Origin of the sequence: Sphingomonas parapaucimobilis NBRC 15100 (assembly GCF_000787715.1) — a bacterium.
GTDB classification, from domain to species: domain Bacteria; phylum Pseudomonadota; class Alphaproteobacteria; order Sphingomonadales; family Sphingomonadaceae; genus Sphingomonas; species Sphingomonas parapaucimobilis.
Genome location: NZ_BBPI01000018.1, coordinates 87,365 through 105,036, shown reverse-complemented (window position 1 = coordinate 105,036; position 17,672 = coordinate 87,365). Strand labels below are relative to the sequence as shown.

The 17,672-nt window shown below is 66.8% G+C and carries 20 protein-coding genes; 9 read left to right on the top strand and 11 right to left on the bottom strand.

The annotated features are described in order from the left end of the window. Positions 1-157: 157 nt before the first annotated feature. The 10 genes from uvrC to SP5_RS03830 form a co-directional block, all read right to left on the bottom strand. The gene (uvrC, locus tag SP5_RS03875) at positions 158-2,077 is read right to left on the bottom strand and encodes an excinuclease ABC subunit UvrC (protein ID WP_042484287.1); all 1,920 of its coding nucleotides are present in this window, start codon (positions 2,075-2,077) and stop codon (positions 158-160) included. Positions 2,078-2,290: 213 nt separating this feature from the next. Further along, positions 2,291-2,611, bottom strand: a complete 321-nt coding sequence (locus tag SP5_RS03870) for a DMT family transporter (RefSeq protein WP_042484285.1) — start codon at positions 2,609-2,611, stop codon at positions 2,291-2,293. 372 nt (positions 2,612-2,983) lie between these two features. Then, positions 2,984-3,655, bottom strand: coding sequence for a F0F1 ATP synthase subunit B family protein (locus tag SP5_RS03865; RefSeq protein ID WP_042484283.1), 672 nt, complete (start codon positions 3,653-3,655; stop codon positions 2,984-2,986). Continuing rightward, on the bottom strand, positions 3,648-4,142 hold the full coding sequence (locus SP5_RS03860) for a F0F1 ATP synthase subunit B family protein (RefSeq protein WP_042484280.1): 495 nt from the start codon (positions 4,140-4,142) through the stop codon (positions 3,648-3,650). Before SP5_RS03860 ends, SP5_RS03865 begins: the two co-directional genes overlap by 8 nt. 63 nt (positions 4,143-4,205) lie before the next feature. Next, complete coding sequence (locus tag SP5_RS03855) at positions 4,206-4,433, bottom strand: F0F1 ATP synthase subunit C (protein WP_007406947.1); 228 nt, start codon at positions 4,431-4,433, stop codon at positions 4,206-4,208. A gap of 81 nt (positions 4,434-4,514) precedes the next feature. Next, the gene (locus SP5_RS03850; RefSeq protein ID WP_042484383.1) at positions 4,515-5,306 is read right to left on the bottom strand and encodes a F0F1 ATP synthase subunit A; all 792 of its coding nucleotides are present in this window, start codon (positions 5,304-5,306) and stop codon (positions 4,515-4,517) included. Between the two features lie 33 nt (positions 5,307-5,339). Then, on the bottom strand, positions 5,340-5,657 hold the full coding sequence (locus SP5_RS03845; protein ID WP_042484278.1) for an AtpZ/AtpI family protein: 318 nt from the start codon (positions 5,655-5,657) through the stop codon (positions 5,340-5,342). A 378-nt stretch (positions 5,658-6,035) separates the two neighbouring features. Further along, positions 6,036-6,416, bottom strand: a complete 381-nt coding sequence (locus SP5_RS03840) for a YdbL family probable chaperone protein (protein ID WP_042484275.1) — start codon at positions 6,414-6,416, stop codon at positions 6,036-6,038. 2 nt (positions 6,417-6,418) lie between these two features. Beyond that, the gene (locus tag SP5_RS03835) at positions 6,419-6,607 is read right to left on the bottom strand and encodes a YnbE family lipoprotein (protein WP_244955784.1); all 189 of its coding nucleotides are present in this window, start codon (positions 6,605-6,607) and stop codon (positions 6,419-6,421) included. A 29-nt stretch (positions 6,608-6,636) separates the two neighbouring features. Further along, positions 6,637-9,786 carry an intermembrane phospholipid transport protein YdbH family protein gene (locus SP5_RS03830; protein WP_042484381.1) on the bottom strand — a complete coding sequence of 1,050 codons (3,150 nt, stop codon included), beginning with the start codon at positions 9,784-9,786 and terminating at the stop codon, positions 6,637-6,639. Between the two features lie 158 nt (positions 9,787-9,944). On the opposite strand from SP5_RS03830, the gene radC reads away from it, so the two are divergent. The 9 genes from radC to SP5_RS03785 all read left to right on the top strand — a co-directional run bounded on the left by radC (position 9,945) and on the right by SP5_RS03785 (position 16,983). Continuing rightward, positions 9,945-10,634, top strand: a complete 690-nt coding sequence (gene radC / locus SP5_RS03825; RefSeq protein ID WP_042484270.1) for a RadC family protein — start codon at positions 9,945-9,947, stop codon at positions 10,632-10,634. 81 nt (positions 10,635-10,715) lie between these two features. Beyond that, complete coding sequence (locus SP5_RS03820; RefSeq protein WP_042484267.1) at positions 10,716-11,693, top strand: hypothetical protein; 978 nt, start codon at positions 10,716-10,718, stop codon at positions 11,691-11,693. A 64-nt stretch (positions 11,694-11,757) separates the two neighbouring features. Beyond that, complete coding sequence (pth, locus tag SP5_RS03815; RefSeq protein ID WP_042484264.1) at positions 11,758-12,333, top strand: aminoacyl-tRNA hydrolase; 576 nt, start codon at positions 11,758-11,760, stop codon at positions 12,331-12,333. After that, the gene (locus SP5_RS03810; protein WP_042484262.1) at positions 12,330-12,932 is read left to right on the top strand and encodes a TIGR02466 family protein; all 603 of its coding nucleotides are present in this window, start codon (positions 12,330-12,332) and stop codon (positions 12,930-12,932) included. Before pth ends, SP5_RS03810 begins: the two co-directional genes overlap by 4 nt. 167 nt (positions 12,933-13,099) lie before the next feature. Continuing rightward, positions 13,100-13,291 carry a hypothetical protein gene (locus SP5_RS03805; RefSeq protein WP_042484259.1) on the top strand — a complete coding sequence of 64 codons (192 nt, stop codon included), beginning with the start codon at positions 13,100-13,102 and terminating at the stop codon, positions 13,289-13,291. 247 nt (positions 13,292-13,538) lie between these two features. After that, complete coding sequence (gene ychF, locus SP5_RS03800) at positions 13,539-14,639, top strand: redox-regulated ATPase YchF (protein WP_042484256.1); 1,101 nt, start codon at positions 13,539-13,541, stop codon at positions 14,637-14,639. A 91-nt stretch (positions 14,640-14,730) separates the two neighbouring features. Beyond that, complete coding sequence (locus SP5_RS03795; protein ID WP_052811395.1) at positions 14,731-15,123, top strand: BLUF domain-containing protein; 393 nt, start codon at positions 14,731-14,733, stop codon at positions 15,121-15,123. A gap of 80 nt (positions 15,124-15,203) precedes the next feature. Beyond that, positions 15,204-16,517, top strand: coding sequence for an alkaline phosphatase family protein (locus SP5_RS03790; RefSeq protein ID WP_042484255.1), 1,314 nt, complete (start codon positions 15,204-15,206; stop codon positions 16,515-16,517). Positions 16,518-16,530: 13 nt separating this feature from the next. Beyond that, the gene (locus SP5_RS03785) at positions 16,531-16,983 is read left to right on the top strand and encodes a MaoC family dehydratase (protein WP_042484251.1); all 453 of its coding nucleotides are present in this window, start codon (positions 16,531-16,533) and stop codon (positions 16,981-16,983) included. Here SP5_RS03785 and SP5_RS03780 read toward each other — a convergent pair. After that, on the bottom strand, positions 16,980-17,507 hold the full coding sequence (locus SP5_RS03780) for a hypothetical protein (RefSeq protein ID WP_052811394.1): 528 nt from the start codon (positions 17,505-17,507) through the stop codon (positions 16,980-16,982). The two genes, SP5_RS03785 and SP5_RS03780, sit on opposite strands and share 4 nt — an antisense overlap. Between the last annotated feature and the right edge of the window lie 165 nt (positions 17,508-17,672).

Sequence of the window (17,672 nt, the reverse complement as noted above, 5' to 3'; positions counted from 1 at the left end):
TGGGAACTCTAAGCAAGAATGCCCTGCGTTTGCAGTGAGGAGAAACGCAAGAGCCAGCAAGTATCCCCAAATATGTTCCCGAGTAATCTTTCCCGAAACAGCTTTGGATTGATGAAGAAATTGGAATGGTGGGCCACAGGGATGGCCGGTTCCCCCCTCACCGACTATGATAAAAATCGTAGACCTGCTGTGCCACCGCCTGGCTGACCCCCGGCGCCTTTTGCAGGTCTTCCAGACTAGCATTCCGCACCGCCCGTCCCGTGCCGAAATGCATCAGCAACGCCTTCTTGCGCGCCGGGCCGATGCCGGGCACTTCGTCCAGCGGACTCGCGCCCATCGCCTTGGCGCGCTTGTCGCGGTGCGCGCCGATCACGAAGCGGTGGACCTCGTCGCGTAGCCGCTGGAGGTAGAAGAGCAGCGGCGCGTTGACAGGCAGCATCCGTTCGCTGCCGTCCATCATGTGGAAGACCTCGCGCCCCTCGCGGCCATGATGCGGACCCTTTGCGACACCGACCAGGCAGACATCCTCGATGCCCAGATCCTCCAGCACCGCCTTGGCCGCGTTGAGCTGGCCGCGACCGCCGTCGATCAGCACCAGGTCGGGCCAGGTCGCATTGTCGCGATCCGGGTTCTCCTCCAGCTGGCGGGCGAAGCGGCGGCGGAAGACTTCGCGCATCATGCCGAAATCGTCGTTGGTCGCCGCCTCGTTCCCCTTGATGTTGAACTTGCGATACTGGCCCTTCTGGAAACCCTCCGGCCCCGCCACGACCATCGCGCCCAGCGCGTTGGTGCCCTGGATATGGCTGTTGTCATAGACCTCGATCCGCTGCGGCGGTTCGGACAGGTCGAAGAACTCCGCCACCTCGCGCAGCAGCCTGGCCTGGGTGGTCGACTCAGCCAGCCGCCGGTCGAGCGCCTCGACCGCATTGCGCTTGGCCTGGTCGAGCAGGCGGCGGCGGTCGCCGCGCTGGGGGACGTTGAGCTGCACCTTGTACCCGGCCCGCTCGCCCAGCGCCTCGGCCAGCAGGTCGCCCTCCGGCAGGTCGCGGTCGAGCAGGATCGTCTTGGCGGGCGGCACCTCCTCATAGAATTGGCTGAGGAAGCTGGTGAGCACCTCCTCCTCGGGCACGTCATTGGTGTGCGCGGGGAAGAAGCTGCGATGCCCCCAATTCTGGCCGCCGCGGATGAAGAAGGCCTGGATGCCCATCACCCCCTCGCGATTGGCCAGCGCGAAGATATCGGCGTCGCCCACCCCTTCCGCGTTGATCGCCTGCGTGCCCTGGATGAAGGTCAGCGCCTTCAGCCGGTCGCGCAGGATCGCCGCCAGCTCGAAATCCATCGCCTCGGCGGCTGCCTGCATCTGGGTACCGAGCTTGGCCTGGACCTGGGTCGACTTGCCGCCGAGGAAGTTCTTGGCATCGGCGACCAGCTCGGCATAGGCGGCCTCGTCGATCCGGCCGACGCACGGCGCCGAGCAACGCTTGATCTGGTAGAGCAGGCACGGCCGGTCGCGCCCCTTGAAGAAGCTATCGGTGCAGGAGCGCAGCAAGAACAGCTTTTGCAGCGCGTTCAGCGTGTTGTTGACGCTCCCCGCGCTGGCGAAGGGGCCGTAATAATTGCCGACCGCCCGCCGCGCGCCGCGATGTTTCTGGATGCGCGGGAAATCATGGTCGTTGCGCAGCAGGATGAAGGGGAAGCTCTTGTCGTCGCGCAACAGCACGTTGAAGGCCGGGCGATAGCGCTTGATGAGCTGTGCTTCGAGCAGCAGCGCCTCGGCCTCGTTATTGGTCGTGACGATGGTCATCGACCGGGTCTGCGCGACCATGCGTTGCAGGCGCTTGGGCAGCCGGTCGACCTGCGTATAGTTGGCGACGCGGTTCTTCAGCGCGCGTGCCTTGCCGATATAGAGGACATCGCCGCGCGCATCCTGCATCCGGTAGACGCCGGGCCGCAACGGCAGAGTCGCCAGCACGTTGCGGATCGCCGCCACCCCCGCGTTCAGATCGGGCGCATCGGCCCCGCGCAGGGTGAAGGTGGATTTCTCTTCGTTGAAGCGGTCGACGGGAGGCTCGGACATTGCGTGCGATTTAGGAGCGCCAAGGGCGGATCGCTACCCTGTCAGGGTGTTTGATTCGCGCGAAGCCGCGAAGACACGAAGGTTTTTTGCGCGCAGAGGTGCAGAGAACGCGGAGGGGGAAGAAGGTCTTCCGACTGCCACCTTCAGAACACCTCTGCGTCTTCCGCGCCTCTGCGCGGACCATTTTCTTCGCGGCTTCGCGTGAACGACCACTTATCCTTGCGCGAAGAGCTTGGTCCCCATCACGCCGATCACGGTCAGGACCATGAAGCCCGCCTGGATCGGCGCGATCTTGTCGCCGAACACGATGGCCCCGCCGATCACGACGCCCACCGCACCCAACCCGGTCCACACCGCATAGGCGGTTCCGGCCGGAAGCCCGCGCATCGCCAGTGCGAGCAGGCCCATGTTCACGAAGCTGAGGATGATCGGCACGCTCGACGCCTGCCAGGTCGCGACGGTTGCCGCCCATTTCAGGCTGAGCGCCCAGCAAATCTCGGTAATCACGGCAATGCCCAGAATGACCCATGCCATAGGAAGTGTCTCCTTTGTCACGGGCTCGGCGATATGGGCATCGTCGCCGGAAACCCGGAAGAGACGGCGATGCGGGCCTGCCTTTTGGGGGCGGGCTATGCAGTTGGGGGGCGGCCCCTCCACCACCGGGCTTTGCCCGGCGGTCCCCCTCCCCAAGCGAGCTTGGGGAGGAATGGGTCATGCTCCCCGCTCCGTTCGGGCTGAGCGAAGTCGAAGCCTAAGGGAATCCCTCTCCTCATGAGAGGCGAGCATAGGGCGTAGGCTTCGACTTCGCTCAGCCTGAACGGAGGCGGTGGTCTTTTGGCTTCCAAAAACGACCGAACCGCGCCTCGGCTTCCCGAAGCGCGGTCCTGTCTCCGGCCTTGCAGCCGATCAGTTCGGGCGACCGAGCCCCGCGATGGTGCGGTCGATCATCGCCCGGTCCGCATCCGCCGAATGATGCTCGGCGATCAGCAGACCGGCAGCCTTCGCGGCGGCCTCGGCGGCACGGGCGCGGACTTCGGCGATCGCGGTGCGCTCGGCGGCGGCGATCTTGTCCTCGGCCATCTTGGCGCGACGCTCCATCAGCGCCTCGGCATCGGCCTTCGCCTTGCTGAGCAGCTGACCCGCCTCATGCTGGGCCTGGGCGCGCATCGCCTCGGCATCGGCATGGGCGGCCTTCGCCTTGGCCTCATATTCAGCCTTCAGCGCTTCGGCTTCCTGACGCAGCTTATTGGCTTCGTCGAGCTGGGCGCGGATACCGGCGATCTTCTGGTCGAGCGAACGACCGATCATCGACGGCACCTTCTTCACCAGCATTCCGATCAGCACGACCAGAGCGGCAAGCGCCACCCAGCCGGTCGAATCGAAACCCAGTGCGGTCGGGCTGGCGGCGTGCTCGGCCCCATGCTCGACCCCGCCGGGCGCGACCGTGTTGCCGGTCAGGCCGTCTCCCTCGCGGATCGGCTTCTGCGCCATGCCTTCGGCGGACGCCGCATCGGCCAGGTTCTGCGCGACCAGCGCATCGCCATTGGCCAGCACGCCGTTTGCGGAATGATTAGCCATGCGCGCTCACCTTTCGCACCGCGTCGGCCGCCGCATCCTCGCCCACCTGGACGCCGGACAGCTTGGCGACGAGATCGCGAGCGGCCTCGGCCGCCACGGTCTGAAGATTGGCCATCGCCTCGACCTTGGCATTGGCGATCGCCAGGTCGTGATGACCCAGACGCTCGGCCAGGTCGGCATCGGCCGCCTTCACCTGCGCCTCAAAAGCGTGGGTGGCCCGCGCCTTGGCGGCGTTGGTTTCGGCCATCGCGGCGACACGGGCGGCGTCCATTTCGGCCCGCCATGCCGCCTCGACCCGGTCGGCCTCGGCACGCGCGGCCTCCGCCGCCGCCAGATCGCCGGCGATACGGCCTTCGCGAGCGTCGACGGTCGCCTGAATCTTGGGCACCATCCCACGACCGACCACAAAATACAGCAGGCCGAACGTGATCAGGAGCCAGAAGATCTGCGACGCATAGGTCGCACTGATCTGTGCTATCTGGGGCATGGAGTCCTCGTTGCCATATCAACCGGGCGCATCGTCAGCGACACGCCCGGCCGATCCGAATGATTAGGCGACGAACACCAGGATGATCATCGTCACGAAGGCGAGCAGGCCCAGAAGCTCGGCACCGGCGAAACCGATGAACAGGCGGCCCTGCTGGCTGTCCGCCGCACCCGGATTGCGCAGCGCGCCTTCGAGGAACTTGGCGAACACGTTGCCCACGCCGAGCGAGGCGATGCCCATGCCGATAGCGGCCAGACCGGCACCGATCAGCTTCGCGGCTTCTGCGTCCATTTCAATCACTCCAGTTCAAAAAGGGTCGTTTGGGTATTCAAGTCGGCGGCGCGCCCGCCTGCCCGATCCGGCCGTACCGGATCAGTGCAGGTTGACGGCGTCGTTCAGGTAAACCGAGGTCAGCAGCGCGAAGACATAGGCCTGGATCGCGGCGACCAGCAGTTCGAGAAGGGTGATGCCGATCATCAGCAGGAAGCTCGGCAGGGTGATGAGCGCGGCATAGCCCGGACCCATGTTGATGCCGTTGATGACGAAGGCGGCGAGAACCTTCAGCAGGATATGCCCCGCGGTCATCGCGACGAACAGTCGCAGACCCAGCGAGAAGGGGCGCACCAGAAAGCTCATCAGCTCGACCACGAAGATCAGCGGAATCATCAGCTTGGGCGTGCCGTGCGGCACGAACAGCGCAAAGAAGTGGAAGCCGTGGCGACCGAAGCCGACGATCAGCACGATCGCGAACGAGATCAGCGCGAGTACGCCGGTCACGGTCACATGGCTGGTCACGGTGAAGGGATGGACACCCGGCACCACGCCGAAGGGCAGCAGGCCCAGCACGTTGGCGAACAGGATGAACATGAACAGCGAGAAGACGTAAGGCAGGAAGCGCTTGCCCTCCGGCCCGATGTTCGACGTCAGCATCGCATTCACGAAGCCGGTAAAGCCTTCGACCGCCGCCTGCCAGCGCCCGGGAACCAGATCGCGCTTCATGCCGCCGATCATGAACACCCACAGCGCGACCAGCGTCGCCACCATCCACAGAGCGGAATTGGTGAAGGAAAGGTCGTAGCCGCCGACCATCCAGTGCTGACCGAGCACCGGCTCGATCAGGAACTGGTGCATCGGATCAATCTTGCCGCCCGATTCTGCCGCCACGCTGCTTCGTTCCCACATATGACGAACGCCCGGTTACTCCGGGCGCTCACCAGAAATCCGAATGATCTGCCTGAACGCCACGCCGATCCCCAGGAACAGCATCACGATCAAGGCCCAGGGTGCGGTGCCGAACCAGCGGTCGAATAGCCAGCCGATCAACGCACTGCCGACAAGACTTCCGATCAGCGCGGAGATCACGCGGCTGCCCTGGGAATAACCCCTGTCGGCGTCCACCTTCACCCCCTGCCGCGCTGCGCCGTCCGCTTTCGCCTTGGCCAATCGCTGATCCAGCGCGGCCAGACGCGGATCGTCCGCATCGCCAAAGTCCTGTCCGGGTTCCTTCTCCGCCACGCAGCCACCCTCACCTGATTTCGTCACCGAAGGGGAGAATGCGCGCGAACGGCGAGCGACCCCGCCAAGGCGAGGCCCGTTTAGAAAGCCCCTCCCCCCAAGTCAACCGCCTGGGGTGGAGCTTGTGACAGATGTGTTAAGGATTGTTGCCGGGGAGTGACAGCGCTCCCCTTTTCGCCCCCCACCCCGCAAGCGGCAGGCCCCCTCTTCATCTCCCCTCCCGCAGGCGGGATGGGTTGGGGGAGGGTTGGCGCTGTCCGCAAGTGGTGTCGTCAGTTATTTGAGCGACACCAGTCCACGCCCCAGACCGTACGCCCTATCGCAACCGGACTCCCCCCCCCAGCCCCTCCCGCCTGCGGGAGGGGAGTAAAAAGGGAATTACACGCAGGCGGGCGCGCGTTCCGGGGCCGCGCCGGTGCGGGTCTTCCACACACCCTCGGGCGTCTTGTACTTCTCGCCGCTCGCGGTCTGCGCGATCAGGTTGCAGCCGCTGGTGAAGGCCATCTGCTCGACGGTCGCGCCGCTGGCCTGTGCCTTTTGGGTATAGGCGGCCTTGCGCTGGATGTTGATGCTGTTGACCAACGTGCGCAGCGCGGGCGTCGCACTGCCCACGATGCCCAGATAGCCATCGGGCTGCTCGCCGACCAACCCCTCGGCGCGCGCGGCGGCATAGGCCGGATCCCGCTGCGCCATCGCCATGCCCGATATGCCCAGCAGCGCCACCGCGCCGAGCGCCAGGATCACCGTCTTTGCCTTCATGATCAGAATATCCCCGGATTCTGCTGGATCAGCGATTTGGCCTCGCCATCCAGGCGATATACCACTTCCTGCGTCACATTGATGTTCAGATTGATCTCGATCGGCTTCTCCGGCGCGGAGATGTTGACGCATCCTCCGCTCAGCAGGGTCAGCGCGACCGGCATCCATCGTGTCGCATCCAAGATCGGCATCCTTCCCAGCATTTTCAATCCTGTTACGGTCATGGCACGGTCTCGCTTGCGGAGGGCTGAATGGGGATATTGGCCGGCGGCGCGGCGCGCTTGTTCTGCTCGTCCAGCAGCGCGGGCAGGTTGCGCTGGATCAGGCGGCGCGGGTCGTAGAAGGACTGCGCCGAATCGAGCAGCCCGCGGAAGGGCGCCTTGATCCGCACGTTGAAGATGAAGGGCAGGCGCTGGAGCCGCCGGATGATGAAGTTGGACTTGGCGCCCTTGCCCTGGCTGATCCCGGCGAAGCGCACGTCCGTCACCATCTCGCCCGCCAGCGGGCCGTTCATGTCGATCCGCAAGCTGCGATAGTTGAGCGAACGCAGCGCCCCGAACGCCAGATTGCCCCAGACGCCCAGATCCTTCTGGCTCAGTTCGCCCAGATAGGCGATGCTGCCGCCGCCGGAACGCACGGCCAGCCGCCCGCCCTCGATCCGCCCGCCCCGCTCGTCGAAGATCATCGGCAGGGTGCCGTCGAAGACGCCGGTGGCGTTCAGATTCTGAAAGTCGAACTGGAGCAGGAACTGGTCGGCGGCCGCCCCCTCGACATGGAAGGTCATGCGGCGTTCGACCGGTTGCGAGAAGTCGAGCAATGTCGGGTCGAGGGTGAGCAGGCCGCCCGCGAACGGCCAGCGTCCGCTCTCCACCTTCACCCGCGCGCCCGACAATGTCTGATAGCGGATCACACCGTTCGTCACCTGGATGCCCGGATTGATCGTCTTGACCGTCGCCACCTGTCCCGGCGCACTCTCCAAGGCCAGCAGGTCGGTGAAGTCGATCGTGCCCGCGATCCCGCTGACCGGGCCGAGCGCGGCGGCCAGGTCGATCCCATCGGTGCCGAATCGCCCGGTCGAGCGTACGCCGTTCGCGTCCCACGCAATATGGCCGCGCCCGTTGATCGGCCCGCGTACATCCTCGATCACACCCTTCGTCACCGGGGTCAGCAATTCGGGCTGGAAGTCCTTGGCAAAGGTGATGCCCGGCACGCTCAGGTCCGCTTCGCCCGCGCCCTTGTCGAGCGCGTGGGTGATGGTGACATCGGCGACCTTCACCGATTTGGTCGGCTCGAACAACGTGCCCTTGGCGTCGATGCGACTGCCCGCGAGCGTCAGCGTGACGTCGCGCGCCGCCATCGGCAGGAAGCGCGGCGAATCGGCGCGTGCGTCACGGACCTGAAGCGCGCCGTTCAGCGTCAGCACGCCGCCCGCCAGTCGCCAGTCGCCGCCTGCCTCACCCAGCAGCAGAGGCACCTGCCCGACCTGCCCCGCGCCGCCGGTAAACTGGCCCGCAAGGCCCTCCGGCGTGATCCGGCCATTCAGTTCGGCCGCGTCGATCCGGGTCGGCGATTCGGGACGGCCGATGACCGTCTGCACGTCGGTCAGGGTAAAGCCGCGATCCGCCAGCGCGAAGCGGGTGGCCGCCGCCGCCAGGGTCAGCGGGCTGCTGCCGATCTGGCCGACCAGCTTCGTCGGCCCGAGTTGCGCGCCGCCGCCCAGCCTTGGGCCGTCCAGCCGGACCAGCGCGCCGTCGAGCGGACAGAGCCGCGTGGCCACCCGCGCCAGCCTAAGGCCCGACAGCGCCAGCCGGTCGATCGCCAGCGGCTGGCAGTCCGGATTGACCACCAGGCGCCGTCCGCCATCCCAGCGCGCGGCGATGGGGAGGACCAGCCCGTCGATCCGCCCGCCGCTGATCGGCCCGGACAGCGCGATACGGGTCGTCACCTGGGTTTCGCCATGGGCGGCGGCGCGGAACACCATCCGGTCAAAGGCCAAAGCCGCGCCGCCGGCTTCGTAACGCGCCAGCTCGGCGGTGCCGCGCATCGGCTGTTTCGGTCCATCCTGCTGCAACGTCGCGCGCAGGGTCGGCAGACCGCCGCCGCCCATCGCCGCCCGCGTATCGATCCGCAGCCCCCGCATATCATAGGCGAGGCCATAGCCGCCCGCGAAGGCGAGCCGCCCGCCGCTCGCCGACGCGACCGTCAGGCGCGGCACCCGCACCGCAAAGCCCGGCCCGCGCGATCCCCGGTCGCTGTCGATCGCCAGCGCCATGTCGGCCGCGAAGCGACGCCCCGCCCGTCCGACCGCCTGGGTCATGGCACGCAGCACCGGGCCGACCGGCGTGCCCGCCGCCGCCTCGCCCGCCGTCAGCACGGGGGCCAGCATCGCGGCCGACGCCTGCGCACCGCCCAGTTGCGCCTGTCCGTCGAAGCGGGTGGCGGTGCCGATCAGATAACGACCCGCGACCATCGCCCGTTCGGCCCGGCCAAAGCGCGCCGCGACGTTGCGCGCGGCGACCTGCAACCGGCCTTGCGTACCCTTGGCAGTGCCGGAAAAGTCGATCTGGCCGTCAATCGCCGCAGCAGCCAGGACCGGATGCCGGATCGCCCCGCTGCCGAGCGAAGCCCGCCCCTGCCAGCGGTCGAGCGCCGCCCCGAAGGTCACATCGACCCGCGCCGCCAGATCGGCGACCGCCACCTCGCCGCAGCGCAGATTGCCGAGTTGCAGCGGCCCGGTCAGCGTCGGCTGTTCGCGTACCACCAGTACGCGCAAGGGGGCAGCCAGCCCGGTCGCGACGCAATCGCCCATCACGAGCCTGGGTGCGACCGCCGCCAGCCGTCCGGTAAAGCCGTCGCTCAGCACCCCCTGCCCCGAGACGCTCAGGCCGACGACTCCGTGCGGTGTTTCGAGCCGGATGCCGCCATTCTGCACCGCCACGTCCAGCGCGGGCAGCTGGAACGGCTTGCCCGATGCGTCGGGCGGTCCCATCAGCCTGTCGAGCGTGCCCAGGCTGATCCGCCCGTCGATCAACCGCCCGCGCAGGCGAACCCGCCCGGCGCGCACGCCCGTCACGACCGGTCCCGACAGGGTCATGCGGGTCCGCGTCTCCAGCCAGTCGGCGACGAGGTCGGGCCGGCGCGGATCGCCCAGCACGACATCGGTCAGCCGCTGTCGACCAAAGCCCAGGTCGGAAATCCTGTAGCGCGCGGGCACGCCACGCTTCGCCAGTTCGCGGTCCAGCACCTGTCCCGCCAGCGGCTTGCGCTCGATCCACAGGGCGATCAACGCGGCCAGTATGACCAGCGCGATGGCGATCAGGGTCAGTTGCAGGCGACGGAAACGGCGGGCGGGGCTCGCGACCGGGGTCACGCGCGTCTCGCTCTCTTCGCTCGCGCCCTCCACCCCGATGCCACTCCCTCAATCTTGACCCACGTCATAGACACCCAGCCCCGCGCCACGCAATCGCGTGAAGCCCGGCGACAGTTCCCGCCGCCCGCTTTATGATGCCCCGTCACGGGGGGCGGGACATGCGCGATACCAGCGAAATCGAAGCCAATGACCATGCCGGGCACCGCGCGCGGTTGCGCGACCGATTGCTGGGCGGTGGCGGATTGCTCGATCATGAACTGATCGAATATCTTTTGATGACCGCCATTCCGCGCCGCGACACCAAGCCGATGGCCAAGGCCCTGCTGCGCGAGTTCCACGATATCGGCGGCGTCCTGACCGCCGACCCCATCGCGCTCCAGCGGGTCGACGGCATAGGCGAGACGGCGGCGGCGACGATCAAGATCGCCCAGGCCTGCGCGCTGCGGCTGGTCCAGGCGGAGGCGATGAAGCGTCCCGTCCTGTCCAACTGGCAGGCGCTGCTCGATTATCTGCACGCCGACATGGCGCATCACGGGGTCGAGCGGGTGCGGGTGCTGCATCTGAACACCCGCAACATGCTGATCCGCGACGAGCTGATGGGACAGGGCTCGATCGACCAGGCGCCGGTCTATGTCCGCGAGGTGATCCGGCGCGCGATCGACTTCGGTTCGGCCGCGCTGATCCTGGTCCACAACCACCCCAGCGGCGACCCCTCGCCCAGCCGGGCCGATATCGACGTGACCCGCGCCATCGCCGAGGCGGGCAAGAGGCTGGGGATCACGGTACACGACCATATCATCATCGGCACGGCGGGGCATGTCAGCCTGCGGGCGCAGGGGCTGATCTGACGCCGCCGTCGAAGCGTATCATTATGACCAGGCGGGGGGCGTGACTCGCTTGTCATCTCCGTCGCGCTGCCGCATCCCCATATGATGACGTCGTCCGCCCGTCCCCACCGGCTTTTCTGCAAGGTCCTCGACCGGACCATGCGCCGGGCGCGGATGCACCTGCACCTGCATGTCGCGCAGCGGATACTGGCGACGCCGCCGATCATACCCCGCGACGACGGCGTGATCGTCCTGTCGATGATCGGCACCCGCACGCTGATCCCCTATCTGGTCGCGATCAAATCCTTCCACCAGCATCTGGCCATGGGCCGGATCGTCCTGATCGACGACGGCAGCCTGACGGATGCAGACCGGCGCGTCCTGGCACGGCATTGCGGCGCGCCCCGGATCATTCCGATTGCGGAGATCGACACAGGCGCGTGTCCGCGCGGCGGCACCTGGGAAAGATTGCTGGTACTGCTCGACCTGCGCGCCGATCACTATGTCGTCCAGCTCGATTCCGATACCGTGACGCTGAACGACCTGCCCGAGGTTCGCGCAGCGATCACCGGGAATCGGAGCTTCATGCTGCTGGGCGGCCCCGACAGCCAGGCCCTGGGCATCCAGACGCTGCCGGAGTTCGTCCGGCGCAAATATCCCGACGGCCCGGTGTCGGCTCCGGCGCACATGCAGGCGCTGATCGAATCCCGTTATGCCGCCTATCCCGACGCGGAATGCCATTCCTACGTCCGGGCATCGTCGGGGTTTGCGGGCTTCGCTCGCGGTGGGCCTAGCGACCGCACAGCAGCGGCGGCCTTTTCGCGCCGGGCCGAGAATCTGGTCGGCACCGCGACCTGGGCCGAATGGGGAAGCGAACAGGTGACGTCGAACTTCCTGCTCTGCAACGAGCCCGGCACTGTCACCCTGCCCTATGGTCGCTATTATAATTTCTGGCGCACGCCGGTCACCGGCGATGAGCGACTGGTCCATTTCGTCGGCACGCACCGCTATTCGGACGAGACCTATCGCCGGATGACGGCCCGCGCGATCGACCGGCTGACGCAGCCCCGCCCCGAATAGCGGCTTTGGCGTCCCGACACCCGATGCTAGGGGCCTCATCCGTAACGCGAACGAGGAACACCACATGCAGGTCTGGACCGGGTTGGGCAATCCGGGGGCGCAATATGCGATGCACCGCCACAATGTCGGCTTCATGGCGATGGACGCCATCGCCGAGGTGCATGATTTCGGCCCCGTGAAGAAGCAATTCCAGGGCTGGACCCAGGAAGGCCGGATCGGCGGGCAAAAGATCCTGCTGCTGAAGCCCGCCACCTTCATGAACGAAAGCGGGCGGAGCGTCGGCGACGCGCTGCGCTTCTACAAGCTGGGTGTCGAGGCGCTGACCGTGTTCCACGACGAACTCGACATCGCGCCTTTCCGCGTCAAGGTGAAGACCGGCGGCGGCACGGCGGGGCATAACGGCCTGCGCTCGATCGACCAGCATCTGGGGCCGGACTTTCGCCGCGTGCGCCTCGGCATCGGGCATCCGGGGCACAAGGACCGCGTGACCGGCCATGTGCTGGGCAATTACGCCAAGGCGGAGATCGAGCCGCTGTCCGACCTGCTAGGCGCGGTGGCGGCGGAGGCGCATTGGCTGGCGGAGGGCGACGACGTGCGCTTCGTCAACGATATCGCGCTGCGACTGGGGGATGCGGCATGAGCGTGCGGCGCCTCTTCGCCTCGCTGCTCTATGAGGGCCAGCTGGACGATGCCGATCTGCTGGCCGACATCGAACAAAGCTGCTGGGCACTGGCCGAGGACGACCGGGCCGGGCGGCGCTGGTCCAAGGAGCATGGCTATCGCGGCTATACCAGCTATGCCTCGCTCAACGACCTGCCGATCCGCGATCCGGTCTTTGCCGACCTCAAGAAGAAGCTCGACCGCCATGTCGCGCGCTTTGCCGAGGAATGCGCGTTCGATCTGGGTGGCCGCAAGCTGAAGCTCGACAGCCTGTGGGTCAATGTCCTGAAGCCGGGGGGCCATCACTCGGCGCATATCCACCCGCATTCGGTGGTGTCGGGCACGCTCTATGTCGCCATGCCCCAGGGCTCGGGCGCGCTGAAATTAGAAGACCCGCGCCTGCCCATGCTGATGGCCGCGCCCCCACGCCGCCCCGATGCGCCGGACGATCTGGCGACCTTCGCCACCGCCACGCCCGAGCCCGGCACGGTGCTGCTTTGGGAAAGCTGGCTGCGGCATGAGGTGGTGCCCAACGGCGCCAAGGGCGAACGGATCAGCGTCAGCTTCAATTATCGCTGATCCGACCGGAACGGGTGCGACGACATGCGCCACACCCGCGATCAGGTGAAAAGTTCCCTCGACTCGCCTTTGATACGGGGCGTTTTGTCGCGGCGATATCGTGCCGTTAACCTATATTGGGTAAGGAGGGTGGCGATCGCACCTCCCTATTTTCGGACGTATCCACGATGCTCGAATTCGCCGTCTTCACCTTTGGTATGTTGGCCAGCTTCGTGCTGTCGGGCCTGGGCCGGAACAAGAAGGCGCAGCGCGCCAATCCGCCGATCCTGCGCTATATGGGTCTGGTGCTGATGGGCTTTTCGGGTGCGATGGGTATCATGCTGCTCGGCTATGCCGCCGCATTGGCGGTGAGCGCCTGACGGGCGGGTAACGCCCCTGCCCCCTCCCCAACTCCGTTCAACCTGAGCGAAGTCGAAGGCCACGGGAATCCAGTCATCAAACATCCTTGAGGCGAAGGTCAGCCCTTGGCCTTCGACTTCGCTCAGGCTGAACGGAGCTTGGGGTTTGGGCAGCGGTGTCTTCCCTTCCCCCCACCACCATCGGTTGAGAAATCCCCCCATCCTCGCTAGAGGGGCGCTTTCCCCTTTCCTGTAGGATAAGCGACGCATGGGTTTCCGCTGCGGCATCGTCGGCCTGCCGAATGTCGGCAAGTCCACCCTTTTCAACGCGCTGACCGAAACGGCGGCGGCGCAGGCCGCCAATTATCCGTTCTGCACGATCGAGCCCAATGTCGGCAATGTCGCGGTGCCCGATCCACGCCTGTACCAGCTGGCCGAAGTCGCTGGTTCGGCCAAGATCATCGAGACGCAGCTGGCGTTCGTCGACATCGCTGGGCTGGTGCGCGGCGCGTCCAAGGGCGAGGGCCTCGGCAATCAGTTCCTGGGCAATATCCGTGAGGTGGACGCCATCGTCCATGTCCTGCGCTGCTTCGAGGACGGCGACGTCACCCATGTCGAGGGCAAGGTCGATCCCATCGCCGACGCGGAGACGGTCGAGACCGAGCTGATGCTCTCCGACCTGGAAAGCCTGGAAAAGCGCGTCCCCGCCTTCATCAAGAAGGGTCAGCAGGGCGACAAGGAAGCCAAGATCGCCGCGTCGGTCCTCGGCCAGACGCTCGAACTGCTGCGCGACGGCAAGCCCGCGCGGCTGACCGTGCCCAAGGACGAGGAGGAAGCCCGCGTCTTTTCGCAGGCGCAGCTGCTGACCGCCAAGCCCGTCCTCTACGTCTGCAATGTCGAGGAATCGAACGCGGCGAACGGCAATGCCCATTCGGCGCGCGTGTTCGAGAAGGCTGCGGCCGAGGGTGCGCAGGCCGTCGTCGTCTCGGCCGCGATCGAGGCCGAGATCGCGACCATGCCCGCCGAAGACCGCGGCGAGTTCCTGTCGGAGCTGGGCCTGTCGGAAACCGGCCTCGCCCGCGTGATCCGCGCCGGTTACGCGCTGCTCGACCTGCTGACCTTCTTCACCGTCGGCCCGAAGGAGGCCCGCGCCTGGACCGTTCATCGAGGCGCCAAGGCCCCCAATGCGGCGGGCGAAATCCACAGCGATTTCGAGCGCGGCTTCATCCGGGCCGAAACGATCGCCTATCCCGACTATATCGCCTTCAAGGGCGAAGCGGGCGCACGCGATGCGGGCAAGCTGCGCGCGGAAGGCAAGGAATATGTCGTCCAGGACGGCGACGTGATGCTGTTCCGCTTCAACGTCTGATCCATCGCGCGCCGGTCGGGTTCGCTCGACCGGCGTCCGAACCCGCTTATTGCCGCTTTGCAGATGCGGCTCATGCAGCTAGGCACACGACATGATCCATGTTAGTGCGTTTCGCCGTGTCATTTATACCAGCCGCGCCGTCGGCGATGACCAGCGCGCCGACCATCAGGCCATATTGTCGACCTCGCGCCGCAACAACGGCATGGACGGCATCTCGGGCATATTGTGGATCGGCGATGGCGAATATCGCCAGTTGCTCGAAGGGCCGGTGGATAGCGTTCGTGAAACGCTGTCGCGCATCATGCGCGATCCCCGCCACACCGACATCCGCATCCTCGATGACGGGATGACCGACGGCCCCGCCTTCGGCGAATGGGCGATGGCTGGCTTGCCCGGTGACCACCCCGCGCAAGCCGCGGAGCGGCTGCGCCTGTTGCTCCGCAATGCCGACCCGACCATCCGCCAGTTCTTCCCGGTCGACTGACCCCGCGAAGGGCGGCAGCTTCCACTCGCCACTGTCATAATGCGACGCTATCGGGCTGAGCCGAAAGGACTGCCCCTCCCGTGATCCGACTCCCCCTTGCCGCTCTCGCGCTCGCCCTGCTCGGCGGTTGCGCCTATCCCTATACCCCGCCTGCCATGACCGCCGTGACGAGCGCTGCGCCCGCCACCATGGCAGGCCCTGCCCCCGTCGCCCCGATGGGGGAGGAACGTGCGCCGATCACGATCCTGGTGTCGATCGACGGATTCCGCGCCGACTATCTGCAACGGGGTATCACCCCCAATCTGTCGCGACTGGCGGCAGGCGGCGTGAGCGCGCCGATGCGGCCATCCTTTCCGTCCAAGACCTTCCCCAATCACTGGACGCTGGTGACGGGGCTGGTTCCCGATCGCCACGGCATCGTCGCCAACAGCTTCACCGATCCGGCTCATCCCGGCGAACGCTTCACCATGTCGTCGGAGCAGCCCTATTGGTGGAATGCCGCCGAGCCGATCTGGGTGACGGCGGAGAAGGCGGGCATCCCCACCGCCACCATGTTCTGGCCCGGCTCCACCGTCGCCTGGGGCGGGGTCCAGCAGGACGACAGCCACCACACCGTCACCGGCGGCACCCGCCCGCACGACTGGCAGGCCTATAACTCCGCCGTGTCCGACCGGCAGCGGGTCGATGCGCTGATCGACTGGCTGCGCCGTCCGGTGGCGACCCGGCCGCGCTTCCTGACTCTCTATATCGACGAGGTGGATATCGCCGGGCACGAGGTCGGCCCCGACGCGCCCGAGATCAACACCGCCATCGCCAAGGCAGATCGGGCGATCGGGATGCTGGTGGCGGGGCTGGCCGAACTGCATCAGCCCGCCAATCTGGTCGTCGTCGCCGATCATGGCATGGCCGCGACCTCCAGCGACCGGGTGATCGCGCTCGATCAGCTTCTGGACCCGGCCGATTACCAGTTGAGCGACGACGGCCCCTTCGCGTCGCTGACCGCGAAGCCCGGCCATGAGGCCGCGCTGGAGGCGCGTCTGCTGGGACGGCGCGGCCATATGACCTGCTGGCGCAAAAGCGAGATTCCGGCGCGCTTTCAGTACGGCCGCAACCCGCGCATCGCCCCGTATTTCTGTCTGGCCGATGCCGGGTGGATGATCGAGGAGAAGGCGCCGGACAAGCCCTTTGCCGGGGGGATGCATGGCTATGACAATGCCGATCCGACCATGGAGGCGCTGTTCGTCGCCCATGGTCCGGCGTTCCGGCCGGGCGTCCGGCTGGCACCATTCGCCAATGTCGACGTTGCCCCCTTGCTGCGCGACCTGATCGGCCTGCCGCCGGGCCAGGGGCTGGACGGCAACGACGCGCCGTTCCGCCGCGCGTTCCGACGATAAGGAGGCAATGAGGATGATCTGGCTGGAGGATGTCGCGGTCGGCGACGTGTCGCGCTTCGGCGCGTACAAGGTGGAGCGGGACGAGGTCATCGCCTTTGCCCGGCGTTACGATCCCCAGCTCTTCCACCTGTCCGACGAAGCCGCCGCCGCCACCCATTTCGGGCGGCTGTCGGCCAGCGGCTGGCACACCGCATCGATGGCGATGGCGATGATCGTCGCGCATTTCCGCGATACCGGCTTCCAGAGCATCGGCTCGCCCGGGGTCGACGAACTGCGCTGGACCAGGCCCGTCTTTCCCGGCGACACGCTCCATTGCGAAACGGAGGTGCTGGAGACGCGGACCTCGGCCAGCCGCCCCGAAATGGGCTTCGTCATCAGCCGCTGGACCGTGCTTAATCAGGACAATGTGCCGGTCATGACGATGCGTCCCACCGTCATGATCCGTACCCGCCCAAAGGCCGGCTAACGCGGACCCCGCCCGCCGCGTCCACCCGGTCGGCCGCCACGCCAGCCGCCGGGACGCGGCGCGGACGGGGTCGGGCGAACGCCCTCGCCGCCGCGCCACCGGCCGGGATTGCCACGCCAGCCGCCGGGCGCAGGGGCCGCACCGGGCACCGGTCCACGCCAGCCGCCCCGGCCCCAGCCGCGCCACTGGTCCCGGATCGCGCCGCCGCGCCACGCATCGCGACGCCCTTCCCAATAGGCGCGCTGACCGTCATTCCAGCGGAACGGGCGGCGATACCGATCATAGACGTAGACGCCGGTGCCCGGATAATAGAAGTCGTTATACCAGCCATAATAGGACGGCGCGTAGCCATAACCGCCATAGCCGCCGCCATAATAGCTTGGCGCATAACCACCGCCATAGCCCGCGCCGACCGATACGCCGTTATAGCCATAGCCGTCGGCGCATCCGCCCAGCGCCAGCAACCCGGCCGCGATCGCCACGGCCCAGCCCGTCTTTCTCCCCAGGTTTTTCAGGGTCATCATCCTCTCCATGCCCCTGGTCCAGCCGGAGCGGGTGCGGCAGGGGTCCGTCATCCGCGTCTATCGACGGTCAACCCCGCAGCGCGAAGGGAGGTTCCTGCGCCTTGCCGCCTGCACGGGCGGTGAACGCCCAAAGGGGATTGGCAAAGTCGGTCAAGCAAGGCTAAC